The organism is Marinobacter flavimaris (genome assembly GCF_045057155.1).
Lineage (GTDB): Bacteria > Pseudomonadota > Gammaproteobacteria > Pseudomonadales > Oleiphilaceae > Marinobacter > Marinobacter manganoxydans.
The window spans coordinates 4,414,321-4,428,458 of sequence record NZ_CP171359.1 but is presented as its reverse complement, the minus strand read 5'-3'; the positions used below and the strand labels follow the sequence as shown (position 1 = coordinate 4,428,458).

At 55.9% G+C, this 14,138-nt stretch carries 22 protein-coding genes; 1 reads left to right on the top strand and 21 read right to left on the bottom strand.

The window, feature by feature from the left end:
- Positions 1-42 precede the first annotated feature (42 nt).
- Complete coding sequence (locus tag ACGK9W_RS20705) at positions 43-1,413, bottom strand: MFS transporter (protein WP_053114306.1); 1,371 nt, start codon at positions 1,411-1,413, stop codon at positions 43-45.
- Between the two features lie 185 nt (positions 1,414-1,598).
- Between ACGK9W_RS20705 and uvrA the strand changes: the two genes are divergently transcribed.
- A complete protein-coding gene (gene uvrA, locus ACGK9W_RS20700) occupies positions 1,599-4,421 on the top strand; it encodes an excinuclease ABC subunit UvrA (RefSeq protein ID WP_273085072.1) in 2,823 nt (940 codons plus the stop codon).
- A gap of 221 nt (positions 4,422-4,642) precedes the next feature.
- Here uvrA and rplQ read toward each other — a convergent pair whose 3' ends face one another.
- The 20 genes from rplQ to rplP all read right to left on the bottom strand — a co-directional run bounded on the left by rplQ (position 4,643) and on the right by rplP (position 14,131).
- Positions 4,643-5,041 carry a 50S ribosomal protein L17 gene (gene rplQ / locus ACGK9W_RS20695; protein ID WP_008174913.1) on the bottom strand — a complete coding sequence of 133 codons (399 nt, stop codon included), beginning with the start codon at positions 5,039-5,041 and terminating at the stop codon, positions 4,643-4,645.
- A gap of 33 nt (positions 5,042-5,074) precedes the next feature.
- Entirely contained in the window at positions 5,075-6,079 is a 1,005-nt protein-coding gene (locus ACGK9W_RS20690) for a DNA-directed RNA polymerase subunit alpha (RefSeq protein WP_008174911.1), read from the bottom strand.
- A gap of 35 nt (positions 6,080-6,114) precedes the next feature.
- Positions 6,115-6,735: a 30S ribosomal protein S4 gene (rpsD, locus tag ACGK9W_RS20685; RefSeq protein ID WP_053114301.1), complete on the bottom strand. Its 621-nt coding sequence runs from the start codon at positions 6,733-6,735 to the stop codon at positions 6,115-6,117.
- Between the two features lie 18 nt (positions 6,736-6,753).
- Complete coding sequence (gene rpsK, locus ACGK9W_RS20680; RefSeq protein WP_007153992.1) at positions 6,754-7,143, bottom strand: 30S ribosomal protein S11; 390 nt, start codon at positions 7,141-7,143, stop codon at positions 6,754-6,756.
- A gap of 13 nt (positions 7,144-7,156) precedes the next feature.
- On the bottom strand, positions 7,157-7,513 hold the full coding sequence (gene rpsM, locus ACGK9W_RS20675) for a 30S ribosomal protein S13 (protein WP_014575963.1): 357 nt from the start codon (positions 7,511-7,513) through the stop codon (positions 7,157-7,159).
- A 140-nt stretch (positions 7,514-7,653) separates the two neighbouring features.
- Entirely contained in the window at positions 7,654-7,767 is a 114-nt protein-coding gene (gene rpmJ, locus ACGK9W_RS20670; RefSeq protein WP_008174902.1) for a 50S ribosomal protein L36, read from the bottom strand.
- A 30-nt stretch (positions 7,768-7,797) separates the two neighbouring features.
- Positions 7,798-9,120, bottom strand: coding sequence for a preprotein translocase subunit SecY (secY, locus tag ACGK9W_RS20665; RefSeq protein WP_008174899.1), 1,323 nt, complete (start codon positions 9,118-9,120; stop codon positions 7,798-7,800).
- Between the two features lie 17 nt (positions 9,121-9,137).
- On the bottom strand, positions 9,138-9,572 hold the full coding sequence (gene rplO / locus ACGK9W_RS20660; RefSeq protein WP_014575962.1) for a 50S ribosomal protein L15: 435 nt from the start codon (positions 9,570-9,572) through the stop codon (positions 9,138-9,140).
- 1 nt (position 9,573) lies between these two features.
- Positions 9,574-9,762 carry a 50S ribosomal protein L30 gene (gene rpmD / locus ACGK9W_RS20655; protein ID WP_012139786.1) on the bottom strand — a complete coding sequence of 63 codons (189 nt, stop codon included), beginning with the start codon at positions 9,760-9,762 and terminating at the stop codon, positions 9,574-9,576.
- 4 nt (positions 9,763-9,766) lie between these two features.
- Positions 9,767-10,267, bottom strand: coding sequence for a 30S ribosomal protein S5 (gene rpsE, locus ACGK9W_RS20650; RefSeq protein ID WP_008174892.1), 501 nt, complete (start codon positions 10,265-10,267; stop codon positions 9,767-9,769).
- A 12-nt stretch (positions 10,268-10,279) separates the two neighbouring features.
- A complete protein-coding gene (rplR, locus tag ACGK9W_RS20645; protein ID WP_041644927.1) occupies positions 10,280-10,627 on the bottom strand; it encodes a 50S ribosomal protein L18 in 348 nt (115 codons plus the stop codon).
- Between the two features lie 9 nt (positions 10,628-10,636).
- Positions 10,637-11,170 carry a 50S ribosomal protein L6 gene (rplF, locus tag ACGK9W_RS20640; RefSeq protein WP_008174888.1) on the bottom strand — a complete coding sequence of 178 codons (534 nt, stop codon included), beginning with the start codon at positions 11,168-11,170 and terminating at the stop codon, positions 10,637-10,639.
- Between the two features lie 9 nt (positions 11,171-11,179).
- The gene (gene rpsH, locus ACGK9W_RS20635; protein WP_405418478.1) at positions 11,180-11,572 is read right to left on the bottom strand and encodes a 30S ribosomal protein S8; all 393 of its coding nucleotides are present in this window, start codon (positions 11,570-11,572) and stop codon (positions 11,180-11,182) included.
- Positions 11,573-11,660: 88 nt separating this feature from the next.
- Positions 11,661-11,966, bottom strand: coding sequence for a 30S ribosomal protein S14 (gene rpsN, locus ACGK9W_RS20630; protein ID WP_008174884.1), 306 nt, complete (start codon positions 11,964-11,966; stop codon positions 11,661-11,663).
- 12 nt (positions 11,967-11,978) lie between these two features.
- Positions 11,979-12,518 (bottom strand): 50S ribosomal protein L5, encoded by a 540-nt coding sequence (gene rplE, locus ACGK9W_RS20625; RefSeq protein WP_008174883.1) that lies wholly within the window; start codon positions 12,516-12,518, stop codon positions 11,979-11,981.
- A 15-nt stretch (positions 12,519-12,533) separates the two neighbouring features.
- Positions 12,534-12,854: a 50S ribosomal protein L24 gene (gene rplX / locus ACGK9W_RS20620; protein WP_008174881.1), complete on the bottom strand. Its 321-nt coding sequence runs from the start codon at positions 12,852-12,854 to the stop codon at positions 12,534-12,536.
- Positions 12,855-12,871: 17 nt separating this feature from the next.
- On the bottom strand, positions 12,872-13,240 hold the full coding sequence (gene rplN, locus ACGK9W_RS20615) for a 50S ribosomal protein L14 (RefSeq protein WP_007154005.1): 369 nt from the start codon (positions 13,238-13,240) through the stop codon (positions 12,872-12,874).
- An 18-nt stretch (positions 13,241-13,258) separates the two neighbouring features.
- Complete coding sequence (gene rpsQ, locus ACGK9W_RS20610; protein ID WP_405418475.1) at positions 13,259-13,525, bottom strand: 30S ribosomal protein S17; 267 nt, start codon at positions 13,523-13,525, stop codon at positions 13,259-13,261.
- A 1-nt stretch (position 13,526) separates the two neighbouring features.
- Positions 13,527-13,718 carry a 50S ribosomal protein L29 gene (gene rpmC, locus ACGK9W_RS20605; RefSeq protein WP_405418473.1) on the bottom strand — a complete coding sequence of 64 codons (192 nt, stop codon included), beginning with the start codon at positions 13,716-13,718 and terminating at the stop codon, positions 13,527-13,529.
- Positions 13,718-14,131, bottom strand: a complete 414-nt coding sequence (gene rplP / locus ACGK9W_RS20600) for a 50S ribosomal protein L16 (protein ID WP_008174875.1) — start codon at positions 14,129-14,131, stop codon at positions 13,718-13,720. The genes rpmC and rplP overlap by 1 nt, the downstream gene beginning before the upstream one ends.
- Between the last annotated feature and the right edge of the window lie 7 nt (positions 14,132-14,138).

Genomic DNA, 14,138 nt, shown 5'->3' with positions numbered 1-14,138 from the left:
CTGTTTTCAGGGACGCCCGCGTTCCGTGCGAGCCTCCGGATTTCAAGAATGGTTAGCCTGCCGGACAAAGGAAAAGTCCGCAAGTAACGCTTCATCAAATTGCTGACGATCCACCTTAAGATAGGCGGTGGCAGCGTCTTCCACAATCACCACATCCTGAACGCCCGGAAGGCGGCGGAGATTGTCATCGATGTCGTCGTACTGGTCGTTCATTACCTGCTGCAACTGTACCACGAAACTTGTGGTGTGACCGGGCGCGGGCATGGTGAGCGCTATCAGCAGCCAGAGGCCCAGCACTACCACCATGAACCAGAGCACGCCCTGCAGCCCGGCTACCTCCAGGAGGTAGCCGCCGAATGCGCCCCCCAGAAACGCACCCATGAACTGGGAGGTGGAGTAAACCCCCATCGCCGTGCCTTTGCTTGCAGCCGGCGCCTCCTTGCTGATCAATGACGGCAGGCTGGCCTCGAGCAGGTTGAAGGCCATGAAGAAGAAAAACAGCACAGCCCAGGCCGCAACCAGGCTGCTGGAAACACCGGTAAACCCGGCAGTGGCCAATGTCAGCAAGGCAATCGCCCCGCAAAGCACCGGTTTCATCCTGCGCTTTTTCTCGCCAATGATGATGAACGGCACCATGGCGAAGAAAGACGTGACCATCACGCTCAGGTAAAACCACCAGTGTGAACTGCTGGCAAGGCCAAACCGCTCCTGAAGCATGGAGGGAAACACCAGAAACAGGGCGGTCAGCACCAGATGCAGTGCGAAGATACCGAAATCCAACCGGAGAAGACGACCGTCTGAAAGCACGCGCCCCAGCATCTCCCGGGCAGGATGCGTGTCGGGGCTGGTCTTGTGCTGATGGGGCGTCGGAACCACGCGGTTGACGATCACCAGCGCCACCACGGCCAGTGCTGCCGTGGCGTAGAAGATCCCGGACAGTCCCCACCAGGCTCCGAGAAGGGGCCCAAGAACCAGCGATACCGAAAACGACAGGCCGATGGTGATCCCCACCGTTGCCATGGCCTTGGTCCGCTCTTCCTCGCGAGTCAGGTCACTGAGCAGCGCCATCAGCACACTGGCGATCGCACCGGCGCCTTGAAGAATCCGACCGGCAATTACAACGTATATGGAGTCCGTGGCTCCGGCCAGCAAACTGCCTGCGGCAAAAAGTACCAGCCCGATATAGATCATGCGCTTTCGGCCAACCCGATCAGACAGCATGCCGAAGGGAATCTGCAACAGGGCCTGACTGAGTCCATAGGCGCCTATAGCGAGACCCAGCAGTGCGGGCGTTGCATCCTTGAGATCCTCGCCCAGCAACATGAATACCGGCAGCACCATGAACAGTCCGAGCATGCGCATGGCGTAAACAGACGCCAGGGCGAATACGGAGCGTTTTTCCAGCGCATTCATGGCAATTACGTACCTCAGCCGGGGTTGAAAGCGGTCAGATTGAGGGCAGATACCCATCGCAGGCGGCGCATTGTAACAGAAGGGGCGCTGACGGGGGACAACCCGCGTGATGCTGGCCCCGGTATCATTTTCGCCGCAGCGGGCCCAACGCGGTATAATTTTCGTTTTTATCCGAGCGAGGTGTTATGGACCATATCCAGATCAAAGGGGCACGAACCCACAACCTGAAGAACATCGACCTGGATATGCCAAGGGACAAACTGATTGTGATTACCGGCCTCTCCGGTTCCGGTAAATCGTCCCTTGCGTTCGATACGCTCTATGCTGAAGGGCAGCGACGTTATGTGGAGTCGCTGTCTACCTACGCCCGCCAGTTTCTCTCGATGATGGAGAAGCCGGATGTGGACCATATCGAAGGCCTGTCGCCAGCGATATCCATAGAGCAGAAGTCCACTTCCCACAACCCTCGCTCCACCGTTGGCACCATCACGGAAATCTACGATTACCTGCGCCTGCTCTTCGCCCGCGCCGGGGAGCCCCGGTGCCCTGACCATGGCCAACCTCTGGAAGCGCAGACCATCAGCCAGATGGTAGACCAGGTGGTGGCCATGCCAGAGGACAGCAAACTCATGATCCTGGCACCGGTAATCCGGGATCGGAAAGGCGAACATCTGCAGGTTATCGAAACCATGCGCAGCCAGGGCTTTATCCGCCTGCGCGTGGACGGCACGGTTTATGACATCGACGATGTGCCGGCCCTGGACAAAAAACGCAAACATCAGATTGATGTGGTCGTCGATCGGTTCAAGGTCAAGCCAGGCCTGGAGCAGCGGCTTGCCGAGAGTTTCGAAACCGCCCTGGACCTGGCGGACGGGATTGCCCTTGTGGCGCCCATGAGTGGTGAGGGAGAAGAACAGACCTTCTCCGCCCGTTATGCCTGCACCCAGTGCGGCTATGCCCTGAGCGAGCTCGAGCCGAAACTGTTTTCCTTTAACAACCCGGCGGGTGCCTGCCCTACCTGCGACGGACTGGGTGTTAAACAGTTCTTTGATCCCGAAAAAATTGTCCAGCACCCGGAAGCCACTTTGGCATCCGGCGCCATCAAGGGCTGGGATCGCCGGGCCGTCTATTACTTCCAGATGCTGGGCAGCGTGGCAGATCACTACGGCATCGATCTGGAAACGCCCTGGGCGGATCTCCCCGAGGATTTTCGCAACGTGCTGCTGTTCGGCTCGGGCGATGAGGATATCCCATTCCGTTATGTGAATTCACGTGGCCATATCATGGAGAAGGCACATCCATTCGAGGGCATTCTGCCAAACCTTGAACGGCGCTACCGCGAGACCGATTCACAGAGCATGCGTGAGGAGCTCGCCCGCAATCTGAGCACCCAGCCGTGCAAAGAATGCGGCGGCTCACGACTGCGCCGCAGCGCCCGCCACGTCTTTATCGAAGAGCACAATATTTCCGATGTCACCCATCTCCCGGTGGGTGACGCACATGATTACTTCGAAACCCTCGCGCTACCGGGTCGAAAAGGTGAGATAGCCGAAAAAATTCTGAAGGAAGTGCGGCAGCGCCTTCAGTTCTTGGTGAACGTCGGGCTGGAATACCTCACGCTTGAACGAAGTGCCGATACACTCTCCGGGGGTGAGGCGCAGCGTATTCGCCTGGCAAGCCAGATCGGCGCCGGGCTGGTAGGCGTCATGTACATTCTTGACGAACCCTCCATCGGGTTGCATCAACGGGACAATGACCGGCTTTTGGCCACCCTCACCCATCTCCGGGATCTGGGCAATACCGTGATTGTTGTCGAACACGATGAGGATGCGATCCGCGCTGCAGATCATGTCATTGATATCGGACCGGGTGCTGGCGTTCATGGCGGCAAGATTATCGGCCAGGGCACCCCGCAACAGATCATCGACAACCCCGATTCACTTACCGGGCAATACCTCAACGGCACCCGGGAAATCGCCATCCCGAAACAGCGCAACAAAGGCAGCGGAAAAGCACTGACCCTGTCAGGTGCTACTGGCAACAACCTGAAAGACGTTACGCTCGATTTGCCCCTGGGCATCATGACCTGCGTCACTGGTGTATCCGGGTCTGGCAAGTCCACGCTGATCAACAGCACCCTGTATCCGGTAGCTGCCGCCAAACTCAACAAGGCCACCAGCCTCAACCATGCTCCCTACCAGTCGCTCAAAGGGCTGGACCACCTGGACAAGGTCATCGACATTGACCAGAGCCCCATCGGCCGCACCCCCCGCTCGAACCCGGCCACCTACACCGGCCTGTTCACTCCCATCCGTGAACTCTTTGCCGGAACACAGGAGGCACGTTCCCGGGGCTACAAACCTGGCCGATTCTCTTTCAACGTCAAAGGTGGACGATGCGAGGCATGCCAGGGCGACGGCGTGATCAAGGTAGAGATGCATTTCCTGCCGGATGTCTACGTGCCCTGCGACGTCTGCAAGGGCAAGCGCTACAACCGGGAAACTCTGGAAGTCCGCTACAAGGGCAAGAATATCAACGAAGTACTTGAAATGACCGTTGAGGAAGGGCGCGAGTTCTTCGATGCCGTGCCTTTCCTGGCCCGCAAACTACAGACATTGATGGATGTCGGCCTCTCATACATCCGACTGGGGCAGAGCGCGGTCACCCTCTCTGGTGGCGAAGCCCAGCGGGTTAAACTGGCCAAAGAGCTCTCCAAGCGGGATACAGGCAAGACACTCTACATTCTTGACGAGCCAACCACCGGCCTGCACTTCTACGACATCCAGCAACTGCTCAACGTTCTGGAGAGGCTGCGGGACCATGGCAACACCATCGTGGTCATCGAACACAATCTGGACGTGATCAAGACCGCCGACTGGATTGTCGACCTGGGCCCCGAAGGCGGCTCTGGCGGCGGCCAGATCATTGCCGAGGGAACGCCGGAGGAAGTCGCCGAGAACCCCGCTTCTCACACGGGCCGCTATCTGAAGCCAATGTTGACGAAGTAACTGGCGGGCAAGGAATAGCTCTGTCGGCGAGGGGGTGGAGGTTTATTTTCTGCCGGAAAAAGATGTCTGAGCGCAGCGAGTTATTTTTCCAAAGAAAATAAACCTCCACCCCCTTGCCAGCCCCCATACTTCCAGGCTAGGAGTTATCTACAACCGAGGCACAAAAAAACCGGGAACCTCACGGAACCCGGTTTTTTTGTGGTTGGCCAAAGCCGAAGAAATTAATCCTCGTCTTCGTCCACCTCTTCCGCTTCGATATCCAGCGGACGACCGACCAGCTCAACGAATGCCATAGGGGCATTGTCGCCAGCACGGAAGCCGCACTTCAGGATACGAAGGTATCCACCCGGACGCTCGTTGTAGCGAGGACCAAGCTCGTCAAACAGCTTGGCAACCGCTGCATCGTCACGCAGGCGTGAGAACGCCAGACGACGATTCGCGACCGAATCATTCTTGGAAAGCGTGATCAAAGGCTCAGCTACCCGACGAAGCTCTTTGGCTTTCGGCAGCGTTGTTTTGATCAGCTCGTGTTCAACCAGTGACGCAGTCATGTTACGGAACATGGCCTTGCGATGCGCACTGGTCCTGCTGAACTTACGACCACTCTTACGATGACGCATTGCTCTGATTCCTTACCTTAAACTAATCGGCGATTAACCGCCCAGAACCCGGTCGTCGCCACGAAGGCTAGCCGGCGGCCAGTTATCAAGACGCATGCCCAGTGACAGACCACGGGACGCCAGAACGTCCTTGATCTCGGTCAGCGACTTTTTACCAAGGTTAGGCGTCTTCAACAGCTCAACTTCTGTACGCTGGATAAGATCGCCGATGTAGTAAATGTTCTCAGCCTTCAAGCAGTTAGCTGAACGCACTGTCAATTCCAGATCATCAACCGGACGCAGCAGGATAGGATCAATTTCTTCCTCTTCCTCAACGCGCTCGGGCTCTTTCTCATGATCGAAATCGACAAACACCGCCAGTTGCTGCTGGAGGATGGTGGCCGCCCGGCGAATTGCTTCTTCCGGGTCGATGGTGCCATTGGTCTCCAGGTCGATAACCAGCTTGTCCAGATCGGTCCGCTGCTCTACCCGTGCACTTTCCACGGCGTAAGCCACACGACGAACCGGGCTGAATGTTGCATCCAGCTGCAGGCGTCCGATGGCGCGAGTTTCGTCCTCGTCAAGACCGCGCTGGTCTGCCGGCTCATAGCCGCGACCGCGTGCAACACGGAGACGCATGTTCACTTCACCATTCTCGCTAAGGTGACAGATCACGTGCTCCGGGTTGGCAATCTCGACGTCATGATCCAGCTTGATATCACCGGCTGTCACAACGCCCGGGCCTTTCTTGCTGAGCGTGAGCTCGGCATCGTCCCGACCGTTCATTTTTACGGCAACGCCTTTGAGATTCAGAAGAATCTCAATGACGTCTTCCTGGACACCCTCAATGGCGCTGTACTCGTGCAGGACACCGTCAATCTGCGCTTCAGTCACGGCGCAGCCCGGCATCGAAGACAAGAGAATCCGGCGCAGTGCACTGCCCAGAGTATGGCCAAAGCCCCTTTCCAGAGGCTCAAGCGTAACCTTGGCACGTGTGGCGCTTGATTCCTTCACGTCAATGGTACGAGGTGTCAATAACTCATGTACTGAACGCTGCATAGACGCCCCTATCTGCTATCGTTGCTAACTGGGCTTTACTTGGAGTAAAGCTCGACGATGAGGTTCTCGTTGATGTCGGCCGGCAGTTCAGTACGCTCGGGTACTGACTTGTAAACGCCGGACATCTTGTTGGCGTCGACCTCTACCCAGCTCACCGGTGCACGGCTTGCAGACAGATCCAGTGCGCCTTTAACACGCAGCTGGTTCTTCGCCTTTTCACGCACGCTCACAACATCACCCGGCCGGACCTGGTAGGACGGAATATTAACCGTCTTGTCGTTGACCAGGATCGCCTTATGAGAGACGAGCTGACGGGCTTCTGCACGGGTAGAACCAAAGCCCATGCGGTATACAACGTTATCGAGACGACCTTCCAGCAGTTGCAGCAGGTTTTCACCAGTTGCACCTTTGCCTCGGGCGGCCTCTTTGTAATAGTTGCGGAACTGCTTCTCCAGAACGCCGTAGATACGACGAACTTTCTGTTTCTCACGAAGCTGTACGCCGTACTCGGACAGACGACCGCGACGCGCGCCGTGCATACCCGGCGGAGTCTCGATGTTGCACTTGGAATCGAGCGCGCGAACACCGCTCTTCAGAAAAAGATCTGTCCCTTCACGACGAGACAGCTTGCACTTCGGGCCTATATAACGAGCCATAATTCACTGTCTCCTGTGTTAGACGCGGCGCTTCTTGGGCGGACGACAGCCGTTGTGGGGAATCGGCGTCACATCTGTGATGTTGGTGATCTTGTAGCCACACGCATTCAGCGCGCGAACTGCAGACTCACGTCCGGGCCCAGGACCCTTAACCTCTACGTCCAGGTTTTTAAGGCCGTATTCAGCAGCCGCATTACCGGCTCTTTCAGCTGCTACCTGCGCAGCAAAAGGTGTACTCTTGCGTGACCCACGGAAACCGGAACCACCAGAAGTGGCCCAGGACAGGACGTTGCCCTGACGGTCAGAAATGGTCACGATAGTGTTGTTGAAGGACGCGTGAATGTGCGCGACGCCATCAACAACCGTCTTTTTCACCTTTTTACGGGTACGTGTACCTGGCTTTGCCATGTTTGCCTACCTGTTACTTACGAATAGGTTTGCGTGGACCTTTACGGGTGCGTGCGTTGGTCTTGGTGCGCTGGCCACGGACCGGAAGGCCATGACGATGACGCAGACCACGGTGGCATCCGAGATCCTTCAAACGCTTGATGTTCATCTGTACTTCACGACGCAGATCGCCTTCGACAGACACCTTGCCCACTTCAGTACGAAGTGCTTCAAGCTGCTCGTCGCTAAGGTCTTTGACCTTGACGTCCGGCTTGACGCCGGTTGCATCGCAAAGCTTCTGGGCTGTGGTCTTGCCAACACCAAAGATGTAGGTCAGCGAGACAACAGCATGTTTGTGATCGGGTATATTGACACCGGCTATACGTGCCATCCAAATTACTCCGCGTTCAAAGCTTTGCTGTGTGAATTTTCCGCCACAAAAAGGGCGCGAAATAATAGCGCCTGACCCCGCATGGAGTCAAGCGCCATCATTCCGAAACCCTACAATGTCAGGAACGATTCCTCTCGGAATCAACCCTGGCGTTGCTTGTGACGAGGCTCCGAGCAAATGACTCGTACCGAGCCATTGCGACGAATTACTTTGCAGTTACGGCAAATTTTCTTTACCGAAGCGCGTACTTTCATTGTCGACTCCAGTTTTCAAGGGGAACGGGATTAACCGTTCCGACCATAGCCCTTGAGATTGGACTTCTTCATCAGCGATTCATACTGATGGGACATCAGGTGCGACTGAACCTGCGCCATGAAATCCATCACCACGACTACAACAATCAGCAGAGAGGTACCACCCAGATAGAACGGTACATTCCCGGCCACCATCAGGAACTGAGGGAACAGGGAAACTGCTGCAATGTACATTGCACCGAACAGCGTCAGACGGGTCAGAACACCATCGATATACTTGGCAGTCTGATCACCAGGACGAATGCCCGGAATAAACGCTCCAGAGCGCTTGAGGTTATCCGCAACTTCCTTCGGGTTGTACATCAGGGCTGTATAGAAGAAGCAGAAGAAAACCACTGCTGCTGCAAACAGGATAATGTACAACGGCTGGCTCGGCGCCAGAGCCTGGGATACATCGCTCAGCCATTCCATACCCTCACCCTGACCAAACCACTGCCCCAGCGATGCCGGGAAGAGCAGAATGGAAGACGCAAAGATGGGCGGAATAACACCGGCCATATTTACCTTCAGGGGAAGGTGACTGGACTGCTGGGCGAACACCCGGCGACCCTGTTGCCGCTTGGCGTAATTGATTGTCAGCCTGCGCTGCCCGCGCTCCATGAAGACCACGAAGCCGATAACAGCAACCGCAAGAACACCAATACCGAGAACGACCAGCAGGCTCATCTCACCATTTCGGGCCTGCTCGAGCGTCTGACCGATCGCACCGGGAAGCCCGGCGACGATACCGGCGAAGATCAGCAGGGAGATGCCGTTACCAACACCCCGCTCGGTGATCTGCTCGCCAAGCCACATCATGAACACGGCACCACTCACGAATGACACAACCGCCACAAAGTGGAAGCTGAAGCTGTCATTGAAAGTGACACCCTGAGATGCCAGACCGACAGAAATACCAAAACCCTGAACCAGGGCCAGGATAACCGTACCATACCGTGTGTACTGGCTGATCTTTCGACGGCCAGCCTCGCCTTCTTTCTTCAGCTGCTCAAGCTGCGGACTAACCGCAGTCATGAGCTGCATGATGATAGAGGCCGAAATGTACGGCATGATACCGAGAGCGAAGATACTCATGCGCTCAAGCGCACCACCGGAAAACATGTTGAACATGCTCAGGATTGTGCCCTGGTTCTGTTCAAACAGTGCCGCCAGACGGTCGGGGTTGATACCCGGCACCGGAATGTGGGCACCAATCCGGTACACCAGCAATGCCAGGAAGACAAACCAGAGCCGCGATCGCAGCTCTGCCAGCCCTTTACCCGCGCCCGCAGGCAATGATGCGTTCTTGGCCATTTAGTCCTCGACTCGCCTTAGTCTTCGACTTTACCACCCGCGGCAGAAATTGCCTCGCGCGCGCCTTTGGTTACCCGAAGTCCCTTCACAGTTACCGCGCGGCTCAGTTCGCCGGACATGATAACCTTGGCTTCGCGAATCTCTCCGCGAATAATGTCTGCCTTTTTCAGGGCTTCCAGATCCACCACATCGCCTTCAACCTTCGCCAACTCGTTCAGGCGAATTTCAGCAACGTAGCGCTGCTGACGGGAGGTGAAGCCAAACTTCGGCAGACGACGGGCCAACGGCTGCTGACCACCCTCGAAACCGGGCGCTACACTGCCACCAGAGCGGGCTTTCAGACCCTTGTGACCACGACCGCCGGTTTTACCGAGACCGCTACCGATACCACGACCGACCCGCTTGGGGGCCTGGCGTGAACCGGGTTCCGGACTAAGTTCGTTCAGACGCATCTTAGTTCTCCTCAACCCGAACCAGGTAATCAACCCGGTTGATCATGCCGCGGATGGAAGGGGTATCTTCCACTTCCACGGTGTGACCGATTTTACGAAGACCCAGGCCCTTCACACACAACTTGTGCTTGGGCTGGCAGCCGATGGGGCTGCGGGTCAGAGTTACTTTGATCGTTTTTGCGTTCGCCATGACTTCAACCCAGAATCTCTTCCACGGTCTTACCGCGCTTGGCTGCAATATCTTCAGGCGCTTGAGTTGCCTGGAGACCCTTGATGGTGGAACGTACCACGTTCACCGGGTTGGTAGACCCGTAACACTTGGACAGTACGTTCTGAACACCCGCCACTTCCAGTACTGCGCGCATCGCACCGCCGGCGATGATACCAGTACCTTCGGATGCAGGCTGCATGTAGACCTTGGAGCCGCCATGCTGAGCCTTGACCGGGTATTGCAGGGTAGTACCGTCAAGCGGAACTTCTACCATGTTCTTGCGTGCAGCTTCCATGGCCTTCTGGATGGCAACCGGCACTTCACGCGCCTTGCCACGACCGAAACCAACGCGACCTTTACCATCACCCACTACAGTCAGTGCGGTGAAGGCGAAAATACGGCCACCTTTAACAACCTTGGCGACACGATTGACCTGAACCAGCTTTTCCTGGAGCTCAGGCGCCTTCTGTTCGTTAACGCTCATCTTCTCCACCTCTTAGAATTGCAAGCCAGCTTCACGGGCTGCGTCGGCCAGAGCCTGAATACGGCCGTGATAACGGTAACCGGAGCGGTCAAAAGCAACCTGCTCTACACCTGCTGCCTTGGCACGCTCAGCGATCAGCTGACCGACCTTTTTGGCAGCGTCCACGTTACCGGTTGCACCCTGGCGCAGTTCCTTATCCAACGTGGAGGCAGAAGCCAGCACCTTGCTGCCGTCTGCAGTTGTGACCTGGGCGTACATGTGACGCGGTGTGCGGTGAACGCACAGACGATTGGTACCCAGTTCACGGATCTTCATGCGCACTTTGCGTGCGCGACGCAATCTTTCAGTATTCGCGCTCATAGTCCCGCCTTATTTCTTCTTGGCTTCTTTGCGTCTGACCTGCTCATCCGCATAACGAACACCCTTGCCCTTATAAGGCTCGGGCGGACGGAACGCGCGGACTTCCGCAGCGACCTGGCCAACCTGTTGCTTGTCGATACCGCGAATCACAACTTCCGTATTGGACGGAGTTTCTGCGGTAATCCCCTCGGGCAGCTCATACTCGACCGGGTGTGAGAAACCCAGAGTCAGATTGAGCTTCTTACCTTGCGCCTGGGCACGGTAACCTACGCCCGTCAGCTGGAGTTTACGTTCCCAGCCTGTGGAAACACCGGTCACCATGTTGTTGACCAGTGCACGAGTAGTACCAGCAAGGGCGCGGGACTTGGTAGCACCATCGCGGGCCGCAAAGCGCAGAACATTCTCTTCCTGCTTTACTTCAACCGCTTGGTGAATGGTGATTTGAAGCGCTCCCTTGGAACCCTTCACACTAATTTCCTGTCCGTTCAGCTTAACCTCAACACCGGAAGGCAGCACGACAGGATTATTGGCAACCCTGGACATGTGTATCTCCTAGAATACGGTGCAGATGACTTCGCCACCCACGCCAGCAGCTCGTGCGGCGCGGTCTGTCATAACGCCCTTGGACGTTGAGACAATCGCGACTCCCAGACCACCGGATACTTTCGGCAGTTCCCCAGCGCCGTTGTACTGGCGCAGACTCGGACGGCTGACCCGCTTGATCTCTTCAATAACCGGCTTGCCACCGAAGTATTTCAGAGTAATCGTCAGCTCGGGCTTCGCGTCGGCTGAAACGGAGTAATCGTCGACGTAACCTTCGTCCTTAAGGACTTGGGCTACGGAGATCTTCATTTTTGAAGACGGCATCGTAACGTCTGCTTTCGATGCCATCTGTGCATTACGGATACGGGTAAACATATCCGCAAGCGTGTCTTGCATACTCATTGGTATGAGGCTCCTGATCTTTTTAGTTGTGCAGCGGCTTGCCGCACCGCTTACCAACAGGCACCCGACCGAGGTCAGGGTGCCTATCTTACCAGCTTGCCTTGGTCAGGCCCGGAACGTCACCGCGCATGCCGTATTCACGGAGTTTGATCCGTGACAGCTCAAACTTGCGCAGAACGCCGTGGGGACGACCAGTCACCTGGCAACGATTACGAAGACGCGAAGGAGAAGCATCGCGAGGAAGCTGCTGAAGCTTCATCTGTGCGTCCCAACGGTCATCATCGCTGGTATTCGGGTTCTTGATAATCGCCTTGAGCTCGGCACGCTTCGCTGCAAACTTCGCAACGGTCTTTTCGCGCTTGAGCTCACGGTTTTTCATGGAAACCTTAGCCATTACACTCGTTCCTTATTTCTTGAACGGAAAGCCAAAGGCTTTCAACAGTTCGCGACCTTCGTCGTCGGTACCGGCAGTGGTGGTAATGGTGATATCCAGACCACGGATCTTGTCGACTTTGTCGTACTCGATCTCGGGGAAAATGATCTGCTCACGCACACCCATGCTGTAGTTACCGCGACCGTCGAACGATTTGGGATTCAGACCGCGGAAGTCACGAATGCGGGGAACCGCAATGTGAACCAGACGATCAAAGAAGTCCCACATACGCTCGCCGCGCAGGGTAACTTTACAACCGATAGGCCAACCTTCACGGATTTTGAAACCCGCGACGGATTTACGAGCCTTGGTAACAACCGCTTTCTGACCTGCCAGGCGCTCGAGATCCGCCACAGCATTCTCAATCAGCTTCTTGTCACCAACCGCTTCGCCGACACCCATGTTAAGGGTGATCTTTTCGATACGCGGCACCTGCATGATGTTCTTGTAGCTGAACTCTTTCTGCAGGGCGGGTACCACTTCCTTACTGTACTGCTCTTTCATGTTAAGCATCGTAACCACCACCGCTTACTGGTTATCGACAGCTTCATTCGTGGACTTGAAGATCCGCACTTTCGCGCCGTCTTCCTTGATCTGGAAGCCTACACGATCGGCTTTGCCGGTCTGCGGATTAAAAATAGCCACGTTCGAAGCCTGGATAGGTGCTTCTTTTTCGACGATGCCACCTGGGGAGCCCAGCATCGGGTTCGGCTTGGTGTGCTTCTTGATCATATTGATCCCAGAAACCACCATGCGGCCATCGTCCTGAACCTTCAGGACTTTACCACGTTTGCCTTTATCTTTCCCCGTGGTGACGATTACTTCGTCATCTCGTTTGATCTTTTTCATAACCGGCCTCTGGTCCTTTAAAGTACTTCGGGTGCCAGTGAGATAATCTTCATGAACTTTTCATTACGCAGTTCACGGGTAACCGGTCCGAAGATACGGGTACCAATCGGTGCGTCCTGATTGTTCAGAAGTACCGCCGCGTTTCCGTCGAAACGGATCAGCGAACCGTCGGGACGGCGAACACCCTTGCGGGTGCGTACCACGACAGCTTTCAGGACCTGGCCTTTCTTCACTTTACCGCGGGGGATGGCTTCCTTGACGGTCACCTTGATGATATCCCCTACGCTGGCATAACGCCGATGTGAACCGCCCAGGACCTTGATGCACATCACCTGACGCGCACCGCTGTTATCCGCGACTTCAAGCATTGTTTGAGTCTGAATCATGGTTGTTCTCCGGGCGAATTACACCTTGGATGCACGTTCAGTGACTTCCACCAGGGCCCAGCTCTTGGTCTTGGAGACCGGACGGGTTTCCTGAATGGTCACAGTGTCACCGATGTTGCACAGATTGCTCTCATCGTGAGCGTGGATCTTGGTTGAACGCTTCATGTACTTACCGTACAGCGGGTGTTTCACCTGACGCTCGACCAGCACCACGATGGACTTCTCCATCTTGTTGCTCACGACCTTGCCGCTCAGAGTTCTGGCAGTTTGGGTAGCTTCGGTCATGTCACTGTCCTGCCTTTTCGTTCAATACTGTTTTCACGCGAGCGATGTCGCGCTTCACCTTGCCGAGAAGGTGAGACTGATTCAGCTGACCTGTCGCCTTACGCATGCGCAGGTTGAACTGCTCCTTCAGGAGGTCGATCAGCTCTTTGTTCAGCTCCTCGACTGACTTTTCACTCAGCTCTGTTGCTTTCATCACATCACCGTCCTCGTTACAAAGGTGGTCTGTACCGGCAGTTTGGCCGCCGCGAGAGTGAATGCGTCACGAGCGATTTCCTCGGAAACACCTTCCATCTCGTAGAGCATACGGCCAGGCTGGATTTCAGCCACCCAATACTCGACAGAACCCTTACCTTTACCCATTCGAACTTCAAGCGGCTTTCCGGTGATCGGCTTGTCCGGGAATACCCGGATCCAGATCTTACCGCCTCGCTTGATGCGACGAGTCATGGTACGACGCGCTGCCTCAATCTGGCGCGCAGTTATACGCCCACGGCTCGTAGCCTTCAATCCGTATTCACCGAAGCTCACCTTGTTGGCGCGGTGAGCAAGACCGGTGTTACGGCCTTTCATTACCTTGCGGAATTTGGTGCGTTTTGGTTGCAGCATAAGAGTG

What these genes read in the sequence shown, in the direction of transcription:
- ACGK9W_RS20705 (WP_053114306.1), bottom strand. Translation starts at nt 1,413, where the DNA reads ATGAATGCGCTGGAAAAACGCTCCGTATTCGCCCTGGCGTCTGTTTAC.
- uvrA (WP_273085072.1), top strand. Translation starts at nt 1,599, where the DNA reads ATGGACCATATCCAGATCAAAGGGGCACGAACCCACAACCTGAAGAAC.
- rplQ (WP_008174913.1), bottom strand. Translation starts at nt 5,041, where the DNA reads ATGCGTCATCGTAAGAGTGGTCGTAAGTTCAGCAGGACCAGTGCGCAT.
- ACGK9W_RS20690 (WP_008174911.1), bottom strand. Translation starts at nt 6,079, where the DNA reads ATGCAGCGTTCAGTACATGAGTTATTGACACCTCGTACCATTGACGTG.
- rpsD (WP_053114301.1), bottom strand. Translation starts at nt 6,735, where the DNA reads ATGGCTCGTTATATAGGCCCGAAGTGCAAGCTGTCTCGTCGTGAAGGG.
- rpsK (WP_007153992.1), bottom strand. Translation starts at nt 7,143, where the DNA reads ATGGCAAAGCCAGGTACACGTACCCGTAAAAAGGTGAAAAAGACGGTT.
- rpsM (WP_014575963.1), bottom strand. Translation starts at nt 7,513, where the DNA reads ATGGCACGTATAGCCGGTGTCAATATACCCGATCACAAACATGCTGTT.
- rpmJ (WP_008174902.1), bottom strand. Translation starts at nt 7,767, where the DNA reads ATGAAAGTACGCGCTTCGGTAAAGAAAATTTGCCGTAACTGCAAAGTA.
- secY (WP_008174899.1), bottom strand. Translation starts at nt 9,120, where the DNA reads ATGGCCAAGAACGCATCATTGCCTGCGGGCGCGGGTAAAGGGCTGGCA.
- rplO (WP_014575962.1), bottom strand. Translation starts at nt 9,572, where the DNA reads ATGCGTCTGAACGAACTTAGTCCGGAACCCGGTTCACGCCAGGCCCCC.
- rpmD (WP_012139786.1), bottom strand. Translation starts at nt 9,762, where the DNA reads ATGGCGAACGCAAAAACGATCAAAGTAACTCTGACCCGCAGCCCCATC.
- rpsE (WP_008174892.1), bottom strand. Translation starts at nt 10,267, where the DNA reads ATGAGCGTTAACGAACAGAAGGCGCCTGAGCTCCAGGAAAAGCTGGTT.
- rplR (WP_041644927.1), bottom strand. Translation starts at nt 10,627, where the DNA reads ATGAGCGCGAATACTGAAAGATTGCGTCGCGCACGCAAAGTGCGCATG.
- rplF (WP_008174888.1), bottom strand. Translation starts at nt 11,170, where the DNA reads ATGTCCAGGGTTGCCAATAATCCTGTCGTGCTGCCTTCCGGTGTTGAG.
- rpsH (WP_405418478.1), bottom strand. Translation starts at nt 11,572, where the DNA reads ATGAGTATGCAAGACACGCTTGCGGATATGTTTACCCGTATCCGTAAT.
- rpsN (WP_008174884.1), bottom strand. Translation starts at nt 11,966, where the DNA reads ATGGCTAAGGTTTCCATGAAAAACCGTGAGCTCAAGCGCGAAAAGACC.
- rplE (WP_008174883.1), bottom strand. Translation starts at nt 12,518, where the DNA reads ATGCTTAACATGAAAGAGCAGTACAGTAAGGAAGTGGTACCCGCCCTG.
- rplX (WP_008174881.1), bottom strand. Translation starts at nt 12,854, where the DNA reads ATGAAAAAGATCAAACGAGATGACGAAGTAATCGTCACCACGGGGAAA.
- rplN (WP_007154005.1), bottom strand. Translation starts at nt 13,240, where the DNA reads ATGATTCAGACTCAAACAATGCTTGAAGTCGCGGATAACAGCGGTGCG.
- rpsQ (WP_405418475.1), bottom strand. Translation starts at nt 13,525, where the DNA reads ATGACCGAAGCTACCCAAACTGCCAGAACTCTGAGCGGCAAGGTCGTG.
- rpmC (WP_405418473.1), bottom strand. Translation starts at nt 13,718, where the DNA reads ATGAAAGCAACAGAGCTGAGTGAAAAGTCAGTCGAGGAGCTGAACAAA.
- rplP (WP_008174875.1), bottom strand. Translation starts at nt 14,131, where the DNA reads ATGCTGCAACCAAAACGCACCAAATTCCGCAAGGTAATGAAAGGCCGT.